The 15,431-nt window shown below is 59.3% G+C and carries 11 protein-coding genes, 1 tRNA gene, 2 pseudogenes and 1 other annotated feature; of the genes and pseudogenes, 9 read left to right on the forward strand and 5 right to left on the reverse strand.

Features of this window, described 5'->3' with window-relative positions; all coding sequences use genetic code 11:
• The first annotated feature begins 10 nt into the window (after positions 1-10).
• Positions 11-670, forward strand: coding sequence for an Arm DNA-binding domain-containing protein (locus LQ220_RS06575; RefSeq protein ID WP_230187499.1), 660 nt, complete (start codon positions 11-13; stop codon positions 668-670).
• Positions 616-1,617, forward strand: coding sequence for a HAMP domain-containing sensor histidine kinase (locus LQ220_RS06580; protein WP_230187500.1), 1,002 nt, complete (start codon positions 616-618; stop codon positions 1,615-1,617). Before LQ220_RS06575 ends, LQ220_RS06580 begins: the two co-directional genes overlap by 55 nt.
• A 400-nt stretch (positions 1,618-2,017) precedes the next feature.
• On the opposite strand, the gene LQ220_RS06585 is transcribed toward LQ220_RS06580, so the two are convergent.
• The 3 genes from LQ220_RS06585 to LQ220_RS06595 form a co-directional block, all read right to left on the reverse strand.
• Positions 2,018-2,197, reverse strand: a complete 180-nt coding sequence (locus tag LQ220_RS06585) for an Arm DNA-binding domain-containing protein (RefSeq protein WP_230187501.1) — start codon at positions 2,195-2,197, stop codon at positions 2,018-2,020.
• Between the two features lie 304 nt (positions 2,198-2,501).
• Positions 2,502-2,575: transfer RNA gene (locus LQ220_RS06590), tRNA-Gly, on the reverse strand.
• Between the two features lie 588 nt (positions 2,576-3,163).
• Positions 3,164-5,959, reverse strand: coding sequence for a TonB-dependent receptor (locus tag LQ220_RS06595; RefSeq protein WP_230187502.1), 2,796 nt, complete (start codon positions 5,957-5,959; stop codon positions 3,164-3,166).
• A gap of 206 nt (positions 5,960-6,165) precedes the next feature.
• Between LQ220_RS06595 and LQ220_RS06600 the strand changes: the two are divergent.
• Positions 6,166-6,404: pseudogene (locus LQ220_RS06600) on the forward strand (IS3 family transposase); the annotation flags it as partial.
• 101 nt (positions 6,405-6,505) lie between these two features.
• On the opposite strand, the gene LQ220_RS06605 reads toward LQ220_RS06600, so the two are convergent.
• On the reverse strand, positions 6,506-7,699 hold the full coding sequence (locus tag LQ220_RS06605) for an HD-GYP domain-containing protein (protein ID WP_230187503.1): 1,194 nt from the start codon (positions 7,697-7,699) through the stop codon (positions 6,506-6,508).
• A 538-nt stretch (positions 7,700-8,237) separates the two neighbouring features.
• On the opposite strand from LQ220_RS06605, the gene LQ220_RS06610 reads away from it, so the two are divergent.
• Entirely contained in the window at positions 8,238-8,492 is a 255-nt protein-coding gene (locus LQ220_RS06610) for a hypothetical protein (protein WP_230187504.1), read from the forward strand.
• 4 nt (positions 8,493-8,496) lie between these two features.
• On the opposite strand, the pseudogene LQ220_RS06615 reads toward LQ220_RS06610, so the two are convergent.
• Positions 8,497-8,694 (reverse strand): annotated as a pseudogene (locus LQ220_RS06615) (IS3 family transposase); the annotation flags it as partial.
• Positions 8,512-8,626 (reverse strand) — a sequence feature (AL1L pseudoknot). (Overlaps the previous pseudogene by 115 nt.)
• Before the next feature lie 277 nt (positions 8,695-8,971).
• On the opposite strand from LQ220_RS06615, the gene LQ220_RS06620 reads away from it, so the two are divergent.
• The 5 genes from LQ220_RS06620 to LQ220_RS06640 form a co-directional block, all read left to right on the forward strand.
• The gene (locus tag LQ220_RS06620) at positions 8,972-11,806 is read left to right on the forward strand and encodes a TonB-dependent receptor (protein ID WP_230187505.1); all 2,835 of its coding nucleotides are present in this window, start codon (positions 8,972-8,974) and stop codon (positions 11,804-11,806) included.
• A 21-nt stretch (positions 11,807-11,827) separates the two neighbouring features.
• The gene (locus tag LQ220_RS06625) at positions 11,828-13,186 is read left to right on the forward strand and encodes an MFS transporter (protein ID WP_230187506.1); all 1,359 of its coding nucleotides are present in this window, start codon (positions 11,828-11,830) and stop codon (positions 13,184-13,186) included.
• Positions 13,187-13,298: 112 nt separating this feature from the next.
• Positions 13,299-14,081: a class II aldolase/adducin family protein gene (locus LQ220_RS06630; protein ID WP_230187507.1), complete on the forward strand. Its 783-nt coding sequence runs from the start codon at positions 13,299-13,301 to the stop codon at positions 14,079-14,081.
• 23 nt (positions 14,082-14,104) lie between these two features.
• Positions 14,105-15,145, forward strand: a complete 1,041-nt coding sequence (locus LQ220_RS06635) for a TauD/TfdA family dioxygenase (RefSeq protein WP_230187508.1) — start codon at positions 14,105-14,107, stop codon at positions 15,143-15,145.
• 147 nt (positions 15,146-15,292) lie between these two features.
• On the forward strand, positions 15,293-15,431 hold a 139-nt coding region (locus LQ220_RS06640; protein WP_230187533.1), incomplete at its 3' end, for a 3-keto-5-aminohexanoate cleavage protein.

A 15,431-nucleotide genomic window follows, 5' to 3' on the forward strand; every position in this document is an offset into this window, starting at 1 on the left:
ATTAGGAGCGATGGGAAAGCTCTCTGCGACCTCGGTAAAGGCGGCCACGCGGCCAGGACGACATGGCGATGGCGATGGCTTTTTCCTGGTCATTCAAGCCAGCGGCGCAAAAAGCTGGGTCTGCCACGTTCAGAAAAACGGCAGCCGCCGTGACTTAGGTGCGGTCTTCCTGCGCGTGTACGAGAACGCGTTGGTCAGGCGAACGGAGGCGGAGCTTATCGCGCAAAGCACTGCGCTTGCCGCTAGCGCTTCGATCATCTGGCCCGGTGCAATCGAACAGCCGACTCCGAGTAGTGTTCGGTTTGAGGAACCGGTCACAGAAGTCGATCTCCAGAGTGCTACGGTCCTGCCGGAGCGCCCAGCGCCAGTCCGTGCCAGAATGCCGATCGACCAAGGTGCCGCAGGGGTTCTTCAAAGGCTCAAGCCCGTTATCACCCAAACCAAAGCTGTCACGCTGGCATCGATCCAGCTGCTCGACCGCAACGCCATTATCCTCAACGGCTATGGAATGGGAGGCAGTCTCATCCATGCCCCCGAAGTCGCGGCAGCTCTTCGTGGAAAGGCTACAACGGTTTTTCGCGATAATGCCAGCTATCGGCAAACCTATCCGCTCGAATGGCTAAGCCGAGCGTCAGTCTGCGTCTCCATCATGCCCGCCCGATCCGTGTAAATGGACAGGTAGTGGGCGCGGTGCTGGTCTCACGGTCTCCGCGTGCGTTGTTCAAGGGCATGTATGAGGATCGTGGCAAGATCGCACTGGGCGTCATCGTCATCTTCGGCACACTCGTGCTTATTTCGGCGATCCTTGCGCGCGCCATTGTTCGCCCGATTGAAAATCTCAGCCGGGCTACACACACGATGGCGACCGGACGTGCCATCACGCTGCAGCGACCGTCGCTGCAAGTCGTCGAAGTCCGTGTACTCTATGACGACTTTGAAAAAATGGCCGAAGCCATTGCGCAACGCTCCCGCTATCTCCGCGACTTCGCAGCGGCACTCAGTCACGAGTTCAAGACGCCGCTGGCGAGCATAAGTGGTGCTATCGAATTGCTAGAGGATCATGCCGACACGATGTCCGACGCCGACAGGCAGAAATTTCTGGGGAACATGGCGGTCGATGCCGATCGGCTTTCCCGGCTCGTGCGCCGCATGATGGAGCTTGCCAAGGCAGATATGCAGCTGCCGAATGGCACCGAGCGTATTGATGTGATGCCTGTCTTGGCCAAGATCGCGGATAGCTATCGATCGCCCTCCTTCGTTGTACAGGTGCAGGCCGCGAGCCCCCGCTCAGGCGCCCTGATCGACCACATAAGTCTTGAAAGGATTGCCGCCACTCTGGTCGAGAACAGCAAACAAGCTGGCGCGACGAAGGTACTGATCTACATCCGGTATATGGACGGGCAGATGACGATAGCATTCGAGGATGACGGCGATGGCATCTCCGAGGCGGACCGCGCAAGGATCTTTGAACCGTTTTTCACAAGCAAGCGCCATAAGGGCGGAACAGGTATGGGCCTGTCCATTGCCCGATCCCTCGCTGAAGCGCATGGTGGCACTCTGGGTTTGGCGCACTCCAACCAGGGCGCGCGCTTCAAACTGGCTCTGACGTCAGGCTGATGGGCCAATCAGAGCGTTGGGGCGAATGATCAAGTGGCGGGCGCGAGCCTCAAATTCTGCGTTCGACCAGAAATCGACGCTCGAGCCTTTGAGATCGGAGCTAGAAGGAGACGTTTCGCGCCTTTAATTATGTTGTTCAACGGACGGTTTGCGATTTGGCAATATGGCGGATTGCATGACAGCTTTACTCGCTATTATGCTCGGTATTTTCCCTCATTCCAATGTGTCGAATGAGATCCCGCTCGTGGCGGTCGGGTTCGGACTCCGCTATTCTCCCGACACGCCGGTGCCAGTCTCGCCCGATCATCCGCTTTACAGCCGCGTTTTGATCGACCCGATTGAGGAAATGCCTAGCTCGGTCCGTTTGAGCATTGCTCGCCCCTCAAGCATAAACGAAGGATTAAAGCTGACGTTGGAGCATCTGCACATGCTCGCACCGACCAGTACTGATGCAAAAGTCCTTGCCCTCCGCGAGCAGGTCGCAGGCTTCATCGCGCATTTTGCGGGCGTCCCGCAAGGTTACCTGCGGGTACGAGCCAAAGCTCAGTTTCTTTTCCGCGCCGCTGCGACGAAACTTCATTCGCGGGAACCAGATGGGGAGATCACCAGAAAGAGTCCCAGCTCATCATGGAGTTTGTAGGGCTTATCACGCGTCTTAGCTCGACGAATTGCTATATCACTCAATGACATAGTTCAGGCCTTTCATGGCGAGGCCCCCACCCTTGGGGCCTCGTGCATTTTCCGGCACGCTTTTTTTAGAAAAGGCCCCACTTCTGCCTGGGCTTCCATGGCATGAAGCGAGATTTCTCGAGCCGGATGACCATTAAAATACCGCAGATTTCCGCGGGTTGTAAAGCTATCGGGGATGTTCTGAGATCGAGAATTGGAGCGGGTGAAGGGAATCGAACCCTCGTCGTAAGCTTGGGAAGCTTCTGCTCTGCCATTGAGCTACACCCGCGAACTGGTTTTAATCAGTCATTTCAGATCGCCTAAGTCAGTCCGGTTTACAATCCGGTTTACGCCTCTTGCGATACGTCGGCCTACTGCCACGATTGTTGCATTCTGGTCAACACAGACCTTTCGACTGCGACCTACTTCATTGGGCGACCATCCGAGAATATCTGCAATCTCGAAGCTGCCGGGGCATACTACCCATTTTATGTCTTTCTCGGTCGCTTTTCCATTCCCCGGAAGCGGACATAGGGCAATGTGCGGTCGCTGTTTTCTCAACGTCCGAAAAGTCGGACACTCCGGAAAGGCAGCTTCGGAATCCCGAGGGTTATATGCAGCCCATTGCTTCAACCGCGCTCATGCGCAACAACGCGGTTCGGCTCCAAGCCCAGCTGTGGGAAAGCTGGGGGTCACGTCAGTGGCACCAAAGCGTCCAAACTATCTTCGGCCTAGAATCTCGCCGACGCAGGCGGGTCCGGGTATCCGACATGCGTCAGTTAGGCAGATGCGTCGTCCCATGCGGTTGACGGCATTATCCGCATCAACAGCCCTCGATTTCTTGCTGCGCGACGAAAAGCGCTCTGCCACCTCCTGATTAAAGCCGGACACGGACGCCGACAGAGACATACCTGCCAATCACGTCATAAAGCGCCTTGTTGGTCGAATAATAAATGCCGAAAGGTGCGCTTGGTGCGACTGGCGGTTCGCGATTGAACAGGTTGTTAACCGTTGCGATGAGCTCGAAACGTCGACTTCCCGAAGCCACCTTGAGCCGGGCGGTGACATCAGTGTAGAAAACGCTGCCGACCCGGTTGTTGTCGAGCGCGCCTTCAAGCGTGTTGTCGATCTTGCCGCCTCCGATATAGCGTTCCTGCACGAACAGCGAAACGTCATCGTTGTCGTAACTAAGCTGGAGGTTGCCCGACCAGTGTGGCAATCCGGCAAAGCCAACGTCGCCCGCCCGGTCGATCTTTGTCGCACCCGGAATTTGTGTCGAGTTTTCGTCGAGATAGCTGACGAGCGCCCTCAGACTGAGGGCGCTGGCTCCCACCGGGTGCCGGTAGTTGACTTCGGCGTCGACCCCGCGTGCGCGTGCCGAAGCAAGGTTGAGGAACGGCGTTCTGATGATGATCGACGCGCCACCCGGCTGCGGGAGTACGTTCGCGCATGCGGTGGCGGAACCGGCCGCGCAGGCATCGATCAGGGTCTGCGTGGCAGGCAGAGTGATGCCGTCTTTGATCTTGATGTCGTAGTAGTCGACAGTCGCCGTGAATCCACGGAGCCACGACGGTCGATAGACCATGCCGACTGTCAACGTGTCGGCCTTTTCAGGCTTCAGCGCCGGGTTGCCGCTGCGAAACAGGCGCGCGGGCTGGACGACGCCCTGGTAATTCACCGTGGCGATCGATTCGAAGGAGGGCGTGAAGAGTTCGCCCAGATTGGCGGCGCGAATATCACGCGACCGCGTTGTGCGGATACGAAGATCGCTGAACGGCTCCCAGCTTCCGCCGACCTTCCACGTCGTGACCGCGCCAACCGTGCTGTAATCCACATAGCGGATCGCACCGTTGACCGAAAGCGAACGAGCAAGGGGGGCGTCCTTCAGCAACGGAATCTCGAGTTCGCCAAAGCCCTCGCGGATGTCGTACTTGCCCTGAAGGCCGGGATAGCTGTTGAACAGGTAATAGGAGGTCGCGCCCGGCGCGACGAGGCTGGGAGGCACACCACGCAGCCCGGTGCCGTTCATGGTCGCGTCTTGAAACGGATCATCGATCACGCTGCCTGCTTCGCGACGATATTCACCGCCCATGGCGATTTTCACGTCGCCAGCGGGAAGCGTGAACAGGGATCCGGTCGCGATGACCGAGGCAACGTCTTGCTTCAGCTTCGTCGTGGAAACAGCCGCGCCCTGCACATATTGCACCGCGGCTGCGGAAGGGGCCCCGACGCCGAAAAGGTTCAACGGCACACAGCCTGGGTCGAGACCCGCCAAGGTCGACCGGCAGACGATCTGACCGTTGGCCGGATTGACGACAGCATCGACCGCCGCGAAGAGATTTCGGCGGAGCGTTGTGTGAGTGCTGCTGCGGTAGTCGTTCTCGCCATGCATGTAGTATGCGCTGACCTTCCACCTGTCGCTGACGTTCCAGTCCGCGCCCACGATGCCTCGGTACGTCGTGCTCTTCGTCGAAAGACTCTGGGGTAATTCGGCACTGACCCGCGTCATCGGAAACGACGAGACGCCGGCGTTGTCCATCAGGGCTTGGGCCGCCGGAGATAGGAACGCGTTGTCACGAAAAATGGTAAAGGCGGTCGGGGTCAGCCCGTTGAAGGAGTGTGTAAGTTGGACATCCGACTTCGCTTCGGCAAACAGCCCTTCAGCATAAACCGTGACGTCACCGATTTCGAATTGCGGACGCAGGAAGGCGGTCTTGCGCTCGACACCAAAGGCGACGGCGTTATCGAGGTTGGCAGCGTCACCGCCGATCTGGCTAGCAGCGGTCCGATTCGTGCCGAAGTTATAGCTGGTGACTCCACCACCGGGCAGAAAGCGGTTGCCGGCCAGCGGCCCGCTTACGATCGAACCTCCGTTTGACGCGAAAATGCCCACGGGGCCAGCGACTGTCAGTCGCGGCGAAACGAGGCCGGTGGGCGCGATGGCCCAGCGTTCCTCCAACACGCGTCGTCCTGAGACAATGCCGATCGGGTCCTGGTTGAAGTATTCAAAGCTGGCGATAATGTTGCCGCTATCGCCGATGCGACTACCGGCAGTGAGCGTCAGTTTGCGGAGCGCTCCGTCACCGTAATCGGACACGCCGGCCTGCGCGCTCGCACGGACGCCAGTGAACTTCTTGTCCAGGATGAAGTTGACTACGCCGGCAACTGCATCCGAACCATAAGTGGCCGATGCGCCGCCGGTTACCACCTCGACGCGCTGGACCAAGTCCTGGGGAATCAGATTGATGTCTGGTATCCCAGAAACGCTGGAGGAGACGAAGCGGCGGCCATCGAGCAGCACGAGAGTGCGCTCTTTGCCAAGGCCGCGCAGGTTGAGGAAGCTGGCGCCATTGTCGCGCGCGGGGGACGTCGTGTTCGAGGATCCGGTGGACGAGTTGCGGAAGGCCGGAAGCTGATTCAACGACTCAGAGATCAGCTTTGACGAGGCATTCTGGAGCTGTTCTGCCGACGCTTCGGTCACGGGCGATGGCGCCGACGCCGCCGTGCTCAACCGCGAACCGGTGACCACGATTTCGCCAGGATCGCTTTGGGATACTTGCTCGCTTTGGGTGGACGCGACCGACGTCGTCTGCGCATATGCGCTCGGCGTCAGCCATGCGCCGCTCAGCATGAGTGCGCTCAATACCTTCCGCTTGCTTGTTGCTGAAGTCATGTCTGTCCTCTCCCGTGTTTTTTATTCTAAGTTTTGCCGCTTCGTGCATCTGCCTGCAAACCGGAGCCTGGCCTTTTGAAATCAAGCTCACTCTTAAGAGACAGCCTGTACCATCAACATCCGCCGAAGGATTATAATTCTGTTATTCGGAATGTATTTCTATTCAAGGGAATTTGATTATTCCAAACCGCAGACATTTGCAAGATCGTGAGGAAGGGCTTGCAGTCAGACGGCGACGCAGTCGCAGGCGGGCTGTGGGACCAGAGCATCTGCTCCGGTGGTGGCGCTGCCGAACCAGCGCTGGAGCCTGGACTTTGTTCACGACCAGATGGCGTCAGGCAGGCGGTTTCGCGTGCTCAGCATGGTCGATGAGATGAAGAGGGAGTGTTTGGCAGCGGTGCCGGACACCTCAATCTCTGGTCGCCGTGGCGTGCGCGAACTGACCACGGACAGAAGCATGATCCCGGGGACGAGATAATCATTCCGCGGGACTGGACGGACAAAGGCCCATTACAGAAGCACTACATCGCATGCGTGCCACGTTGTTCATACAGAGCGATCGCCCGCCATGATGCGCGCCGCCATGGTTGCCCAAGGTTCGGAAAACCAGCTGCCCGGATCTTCTGCGATAACCGTGGTTCCGTCGGCAAGGTCCTCAGTTAGTATGACGTCCTGGTGGCGGAGGAAGCGCGTATCGACGGTCGAATAGAAGGTGCGAAAGACCGGACCGATGCCGTTATGGTTGTGCGGTAGCGTGACCGCGAGGCGATCACCCAAGATTCGGACAAGCTTGCCCGCTGGATAGACGCCGATGCTGCCCATGAACTGGAACAACAACGCGCGATCGAAATGTCCTTCCGCGGTCTCCATCTCCGTGACGGCTTCCAGGGGGGATTTGCCGGGGGCATAGGGGCGGATCGACGTGATGGCATCGTAGACGTCGCAAATGCTGGCCATTCGTGTCGCGGTACTGATTGCTTCGGCTTTCAGGCCGAACGGATATCCTAAGCCGTCGAGACGCTCATGATGGTGCAGGCAGACGTCCAGCGCCACCGGCGGCAACCCGGTGGTAGCCGCGAGAATGTCGTAGCCCTGAGTCGGATGGCGACGCATTTCAATCGTCTCCGCCTCGTTCAACGGTCCGGCCTTGAGCAAGATGTCCTGGGAGATCGTCGACTTGCCGACGTCGTGGAGCAACCCCGCCATCCCGAGGTCGCGCACGGCGGCGGCAGGATAACCGAGCTCGCGGGCAAGGCTGATCATCAAGGCACAGACGGCGACGGAGTTTGTATAGGTCTGGTCGTCCTGCGCTTTCAGGCGCGTGACGCTGATGAAGGCGGCTATGTTGTTGAGCGAGTCTGCAATGTCGTCGACTACCGCCAAGATATCGTTGGTGGGCACGCCCTTGCCGAGCCGGCAGTCGGCAAACATCGCGTTGACGACGGCCTTGGATCGCTGCGCGAGTTCGGTCGCTCGCGCCTGATCCGCCCGGCCAAACCGCCCGGAAGCGCGCGTGGAACGAGGGCTAATCGGTGTCTGGATCGGTCGGGCGGTCGCCACGTCGCACCCCTTGGCCGTATCGATGACGATCTCGGAACTGCTGGAGCGGATACGTTCGAGTTCTTCGTTCGACGATATGAGAAGCCGCGACCGCCACAGGGGATGGGAAAGCCAGCCGCCCGCGAACGAGTGGACGTACATACCCAGTGCAGCCTGTTCCGCTCGTATTGATTTAAGCAAGGATGTTCTCATGCGGCAAGGGTTGAAGGGAATTCCGATACGCGCGCGTCGTAATTAACACATCGTCGCACGGAGATTGGCGGCTCAGTCTGTTGTAGGCGACCGGCGCTGTTTACTGTTGTGTCGCCGACGCCCGGATTGGGTTACCCTCATTATAGGCGAGTCCGATGGAATGAGGCGCGATTTGAACGGCCGGTTTCGGGAGCGCGTGGGGATCGAACAAACGACCGACTATGGGCATTTGCGGCGCGACAACTTCTGACAAAGGGATTGTTACCCGCATGGTGCCTTGAAGTTCCTTTGACACAGAAGCTTTGAGATGAATAACCTTGTATCAGGTGTTGCAATCAGCCCGCTTCGTCAACGCCTCGTTGACGATATGACAGTGCACCGGTTTTCGCACGAGACGCAGCGCAACTATATCTGCGAGGTTGGACGCTTAGCGACATTCCTGGGGCGCTAGCCCCCTACAGCGACTGCTGAAGATGTACGCCGTTTCCAGATCGGCCAGCAGGATGTTGGGGTCCCGACGCCGACGATGACCATGATTGTGTCGGCGTTGCGGTTCTTTTTCACGCACACACTCGACCGACCGGAACTCGCTCGCAAACTGGTGCGCACCGGACATGCCCGCAAGCTTCCTGTGGTGCTGAGCATTGACGAGGTGAAGCTGCTGAACGCTACTACATGCCTGAAGCACCAAGCGGCATTATCGGTAGCGTACGGCGCTGGGTTGCGCGTCACTGAAGTCCCGGCGCTCAAGGTAGACGAGCCGGACCCTGTCGCGGCTTAACGCGCTTGTGGTAAGTAGATGGGGCGATCGGCAGGACGCGGCAGATCGGTTCGCCCCCATAGGCATCCGGTGATCGTCGATAACCGCGATCATCGCCGACCGGGCGGTCGAGCTCCTCCTACGCAAAATATGCGGACGCCTTGCGCAGAATCTCGTTGGCCTACCGCAGGTCTCGGACTTCGCGTTCTAGCGCCTTTACCTTTTAGGCAGCCCCACTCCAGAAGGTATCAGCAGAGCATCTCCCCCCGGAGGGGGCCGCCGTTTAACTGATGCAACACAGTTCCCGCTTGCGGAGAGGACACGGGGCGGGACCTACGAGAATTACACGTTGCGCGACAATCGCAGGTCGCTCGCCCTCAGTCGAGGCTGGCAATCCCGGAACGAATTGATTGACGCTTAATAACCATCCCGATATACAGAACATAATTCCCAATAATGGACAGTAATAGCTGGAAATGGGAAAGCTCTGGAGAGGTAGTATGAGGTTTTCCAATGCTCTGCTGAGCGGAGTGTCCGCTTTTGTGTTTCTTGCGCTGCCGACCGATGTCCTCGCTGAAACCTTGTTCCAGCCAACCAAAGCTGACGCGACGCTACCCACGGAACAGGAAATCCCTTCGTCCGAGGCCCAATCCAACGCAAATGGTGAGATTGTCGTTACCGGTACGCGCCTGCGTTCGGGTATGACGGCTCCCACGCCATTAGTTGTCGTATCCGCCGATCAGTTACGGACGGCGAGCCCTCAGCAGGTGAGCGACGCGCTGAACCAACTGCCTATGTTCAAGGGATCATCCAGCCCCGCCAATGGGACAGGTTCATCCAGCAGGGACAATGGCGGGTCCTTTCTTAATCTGCGCGGTCTTGGCAAGGAACGTACCCTGGTTCTGATCGATGGGCGCCGAATGGTTGCTGCTACGTCGGGCGGTGCGACAGATATCAGTTTGATCCCCCAGGATCTGATCCGCTCGGTGGACATCGTCACCGGCGGCGCCTCGGCTGCCTATGGTTCGGATGCCGTGGCCGGCGTCGTAAATTTCCGCTTGGACACCAAGTTCAAAGGGGTCAGGCTGAATGTGCAGAAGGGTCTGTCCAAATACGCAGATGCTGCGACGACTCGGGCCGCTCTTACGGGAGGAGCCAGTTTCGGCGGTGGCGGCCATATCGTTGCCAGCCTCGAATACTACCAGTCGGATGGCCTGGGACGCGATCCCACGGGAAGGCCGATCTCGGACTTTCCATATGGACAGGGCCCGACCGGACTCGCCAGCCCGACCAGGACAATTGTCTATCCGTCGCTCTACACAGCAGCTGCGGGCGGGTTGATCAACACAGGGCCGCTCGCGGGCAATCGCTTCCTGCCGGACGGCACGGTCACGCCTTACAACTTTGGCACGAACCGCACCAACCTCATGCAGGCGGGTGGGGACGGCTTCGTCTTCCAATCCTCGCTGATGGCGAGCGTCAAGCGCTACTCGGCGTTCACTCATGCTGATTTCGACCTTGGCGACGTGAAGGTCTTCGGCGAAGCCTTGTTCTCCCAGGCCGACATTGGTTACCCATATCTGCCGAACCAGCAAGCCTCGGTTTTCAATAACGCAGCAACGATCTTTCGTGGAAATCCCTACGTCAATCCAGCCATCGAGAGCGCGTTGTTCGGAAATGCAGGCAGCATCACGGTGTCAAATATCGCCGGTAGCACGCCGTTCATGACCATCGATACGCGCTCACGAACCTATCGGTTCGTTGGTGGCTTCGATTGGGATATCGGCAGTGGATGGTCTGTTTCGGCCTACGGAATGCATGGCGAGAATCGCTACAAAGTTCTGAATCGCGATGTGGGCAACATTCGAAACCTGTTCGCGTCGCTGGATGCCGTTCGCGACCCCGTTTCCGGCAATATTGTCTGCCGATCCACCCTGTCTGGTTTCGACCCCGGTTGCGTGCCCTTCAACATTCTCGGGGGCAATCCGATTTCGCCGGAAGCCAGGGCATGGGCGTTCGGCACGTCCGAGCTTGACTTTCGCCTGAAGCAGGACGTCGCATCGCTCTCCGTCCGCGGTCCGGCCGTTACCCTACCCGCTGGCGCGGTCGATGTGGCTGCAGGGGTCGAATACCGCAGGGAAGACGCACGTCAGATGATCGATGGGCTCAGCGCTTCCGTAGTATCGACGGCGGGGTTGCGGGGCATGCCGGCGAATTATTCGCGCGGTTTTCCGGGAGGCTGGGTGTTCAGTGCGCCGGCCGCCTTCCAAGGCTCATATAACGTGCTAGAGGGTTTCGCCGAAGCCAGCGTACCAATTTTCAAGGACTCGCCGTTCGGGTACCTGCTCTCGTTGAACGGCGCTATCCGTCTGATCCGGTACAGCACTGTTGGAACCGTCACGACGTGGAAGGCCGGCGCCACGTACGAGCCTTTCGCTGATCTGCGGCTGCGCGGAACGGTTTCGCGAGACATCAGGGCGGCCAACATCGGAGAGCTTTTCTCAGGCCGGCAACTCCTGCAGGCTTCCGTAACATATCTGGGTGTCCAACGGTCCGGGCTGGCAATCAGGTCGGGAAACCGGGACTTGCTTCCAGAAAAGGCCGACACTCTCACGGCGGGCGTCGTCTATCGCCCAAGCTGGCTGCCGGGCCTGGGGGTTTCTGTTGATTACTACCGCATCAAGGTTCGGGACGCGATGGCCCAGTTGAGCGCGACACAGACCGGCGACCTGTGCACTTTGGGTGCACAGTATGCCTGCGATCTGATTAGCCTGGATGTCAATAACCAGGTGACGGTGCTAACTCCGACACTCAACCTGGCCTCTCTGCGCACCAGCGGCGTGGATGTTGAAGTCGACTACTCGCGGGCAGTTGGACCGGGTAATCTGCAAGTGAAGGCTCTCGTGAGCTACCTGCACGACCTCCAGACCCAGCTTCCCAACTCGCCGGTTATCAATCGAGCCGGCGACCTTGGTGTCCAGGGTGCACCCAAGTGGCAGGGGTACATGTCGATCAGTTACAAGTCGAACGGTGGGTTGAGTGTCGGCATGCAAGAGCGTTATATTGGCAGCGGCCTGATCGACGCGACCTTGGCGCCCACCGTCCTGGGCGATGCCAACAAGGTCCCTGCGACCTGGTATACCGACATCTCCCTGTCGCAGGAGGTGGCCGGGGGGGTCGGTCGGATGAAGCTCTACGCGACGGTGAACAACCTGTTCAACCAGCAGCCGCGGATCACGCCAGTTGCAACAACCGGCCCTTACAGGTCCACCAATTCGCAGTTGTACGACATCCTTGGACGCTACTACGCCATAGGGGCGACGCTGAGTTTCTGATGTTCGCACAAGGGACCAAAAATGCTGTCAACTGCAACTGACCCTTTGTCGAGCGCTGGCATTCCGTCCGATCAGATCGAATTGATCGACCGGCCGAAATTGTACCGGCGTGTCGCGCTGCGGCTCATGCCGTTCATACTTATTTGCTACATCGTCAACGCAATAGACCGCACCAACATCAGCATGGCGCAGTTGCGGCTGGAGAAGGACCTTGGTTTCTCCGCTGAGGTGTTCGGCATCGGCCTTGGCCTGTTCTATGTCGGTTACGTTCTGGCCGAAGTACCCAGCAATCTCCTGCTATCCCGGATTGGGCTGCGCAAGACGCTGCTGCGCATCATGACCTTATGGGGTGCGATGTCCTGCGCCACCATGTTCGTGACCACTCCAGCGCAATTCTACGCGGTGCGATTTCTGTTGGGGCTGTTCGAAGCGGGCTTCTATCCGGGGATTCTATTATACATCACGATGTGGTTCCCATCCGGGTACCGGGCTCGCATCACCGCGCTGTTCATGATGGGCTCGCCGGCCGCCAGTGCGATCGGGTCTCCGCTATCCGGAGGGATCATGGTCGGCATGGAAGGTGTCGGAGGCCTGTATGGTTGGCAATGGATGTTCCTGCTGGAGGGGCTCCCCGCGATCCTGCTTGGCATTGCCGTGATGTTCGTGCTCACCGACCGGCCGTGTGACGCTCGCTGGCTGAGCCCCACGGAGAAGGCAGCCATCGCGGACGACTTTTCGGTCGATGAGGCGGCGCGGTCATCGTCCGGGCACGGCGGCTACCTTGGCCTCCTTCGCGACCCGCCATTCTACGCTCTCGCCTTCGCCATTATGTCTACCTACGCCCTCATCAACTCTGCTTATTGGACACCCCTGCTCCTGCGCGAAGCGGGGATGAAATCGGTTGCCAACATCGGATTCATGGCAGCGGTGCCTCCGCTCCTCACCATCGTCGCGATGTTCTTCTTTGCGCGCCACTCGGACAAGGTCCGGGAGCGGCGCTGGCATTACTTCGGCACTCTTGCAGTGGGCGCATCGGCCGTGCTGTTGCTGGCCACCTTGCCTCCTAGCCCGACCTTGGTCGTGCTGCTGTCGGGGATCGTCATGTCGTGCACATACTCCAGCGGCACGTTGCTGCCGGGAATATTCTCCAGCTTCATGGCCCCCAACCTGCGGCCCGCCGGAATGGCGCTGCTGACTTCCATGGGCGCACTCGGGTCGGTGATAACACCGATCGCGATTGGCCGATTCAGAGTCGTCACCGGAAGCTATTCGGCGGCGCTCCTCGTCCTGTGCGGAGTGGTCGCGCTGGCAGCGATCCTGTTTATCTTCGTCATACCGAAGGAACGGTTTCAGGAACCGTTGGCGCAGCCGACGCGATGAACGAAGCACGGGATAGAACTGTGCAGGTATCCCGTCCGGCAAAGCTAGGTGCGCGGCGCGCACCGAAAGTCCGGCCAGGTGTGTGGAGGGGACTCACCCCGAGGAGGCCAAGTTGAGTAGTGCCGCATCATCAGCAAGGGATCGGGTTCGGCAGAAAGTCAGCGAAGCCGAGTGGCACACCCGCGTCGAACTGGCCGCGCTCTACCGGGCACTCCACCATTTTGGAATGACCGAACTCATCGCGAACCACATCACCGCGCGCGTACCCGGAGAGCCGGAGCACATGCTGCTGAACGCCTATGGCCTGATGTATGACGAGATCACCGCGTCAAACCTCTACAAGATCGATATGGATGGCAAGGTCATCATGGAACCGGCAGGCGGGTTCCCCCTGAACGCCACCGGCTACGTCATCCACGGTGCTATTCATTCCGTTCGTCATGACGTGGAAGTGGTGATTCACACCCATACCAGGGCGGGCATCGCGGTTTCGGCGATGAAATGCGGATTGCTCCCGCTGTCGCAGCATTCGGTCATTCTCGGCGAGGTCAGCTATCACGACTTCCAGGCGCCCGCGCTCGATTTCGACGAGCGCCAGTCGATCATCGACGACATGGGTGACACCGATCTGATGATCCTGCGTAACCACGGCCTTATGGTCTGCGGCAGCTCGATCGCTCAGGCCTTTTCGAACATTTTCCGGCTGGAAACTGCCTGCCGCATTCAGGTCGATACACTGTCGGGCGGCGCGGAAAATGCAATGGTGCTAAACAGCTCCCACTTCCAGGCTACTCGCAATCTGGTCCCACCCCACGTCATCGAAGCGTCGGCGAAACTGCAATGGGAGGCGGTTCGGCGGATGCTCGAGCGGTCTGGCGCCGTAGTCGACGCTTGATGGCCAATCCGAGGAGGTCCTAATTGGTAAGTTATGTGAAAGAACGCGGAACTGTTTCGCTGCCGTCCAGCATCGCCACGAAGGCGGTGGGTCTGGTGTCCGGGGAAGGGTTGCCACCCCTGTTCCTCGAGGCGAAGCCCGGGGCATTCGCGAACGTGGAGGACGCATCCGATTGGGTTGGCGAGAACCGTCCGACCCTCGACCGCCTGATCGAGGAGCACGGCGTAATCGTGCTGCGCGGGTTTCCGTTGCAGACCTCCGCCGATTTCGGCAGGCTTGGCGCCAAGTTCCCGGTTTTCGACGGCAACTATCAGGGCGGCGCGGCGGCGCGCCGTTCTCTGGACAAGGGCGTGTACGAAGCCACGCAGCGCACCGGCGACCAGACCATCTACATCCACCAGGAGATGTTTTACGTCCGGGACTATCCGCCGCGCATCGCCTTTTTTGCGCGAAAGGTGGCGGAGACCGGCGGGGAAACGATCATCGCGGACATGGCGAAGGTAACCCGCCTGTTACCCGTGCCGATCCGCAAGAAGCTGGAACAGCACGGCGTGCTGGTAATCCGCAACTTCGCCCCACCAAGCGGCTCAAACGTCGAAACGCGGCTGATGGACCGCCGCGGGTGGGAATTCGCGTTTTACACAGATTCGCGGGAGGAAGTCGACGAGGTCTGTCGCCACCGCGGCATGGAACCGCACTGGCATGACGACGGCAGCCTGACCGTGTTCAGCCGTCTGCCCGCCTTCGTCGTTCACCCGACCACCGGAAAGGAGGTCTATCGCACCGCCCTCCACACCAACGCCCGCACCAAGGCTGACATGGAACACGATGAGGAAGCCAAGCAACTGCTGGCTTCGCAGAAAATCCCAAGCGCCATGGTGCTGGGCAACGGCGAGCCTCTCAACCCGGAAGAGGAATTGGCCTTAGCGCGCCTCGTCGATGACGCAACAGTTTACTGGAAGTGGCAACAAGGCGACGTGATGATACTCGATAACCTCCAGATCGGTCATGGCCGCAACCCGTTCGTGGGCGAACGAGCCACCGATCTGCAGATGTTCAATTAGAGATCGCCGGAATGGATAAGTTCTTACCCGAACCGGCAAGCGAGCTCCGGCAGCGCGTGCTGTTCGCAGTGGCAGCGGCGATGTCACATGGTGGAGGTGCGCTGTGGGCCTTCGCGCCAAACTCAACTGAAAGCCTAGGAGAGTGTAATGCGTAAAACGAAAAAAGTCATCATGACCTGTGCGGTAACCGGATCGGTCCACACTCCGTCCATGTCACCCCATCTGCCGATCACGCCCGACCAGATCACGGCCGAAGCCATCGCTGCGGCGGAGGCGGGAGCAGCGA

The organism is Sphingobium sp. CECT 9361 (genome assembly GCF_918741285.1).
GTDB lineage: Bacteria > Pseudomonadota > Alphaproteobacteria > Sphingomonadales > Sphingomonadaceae > Sphingobium.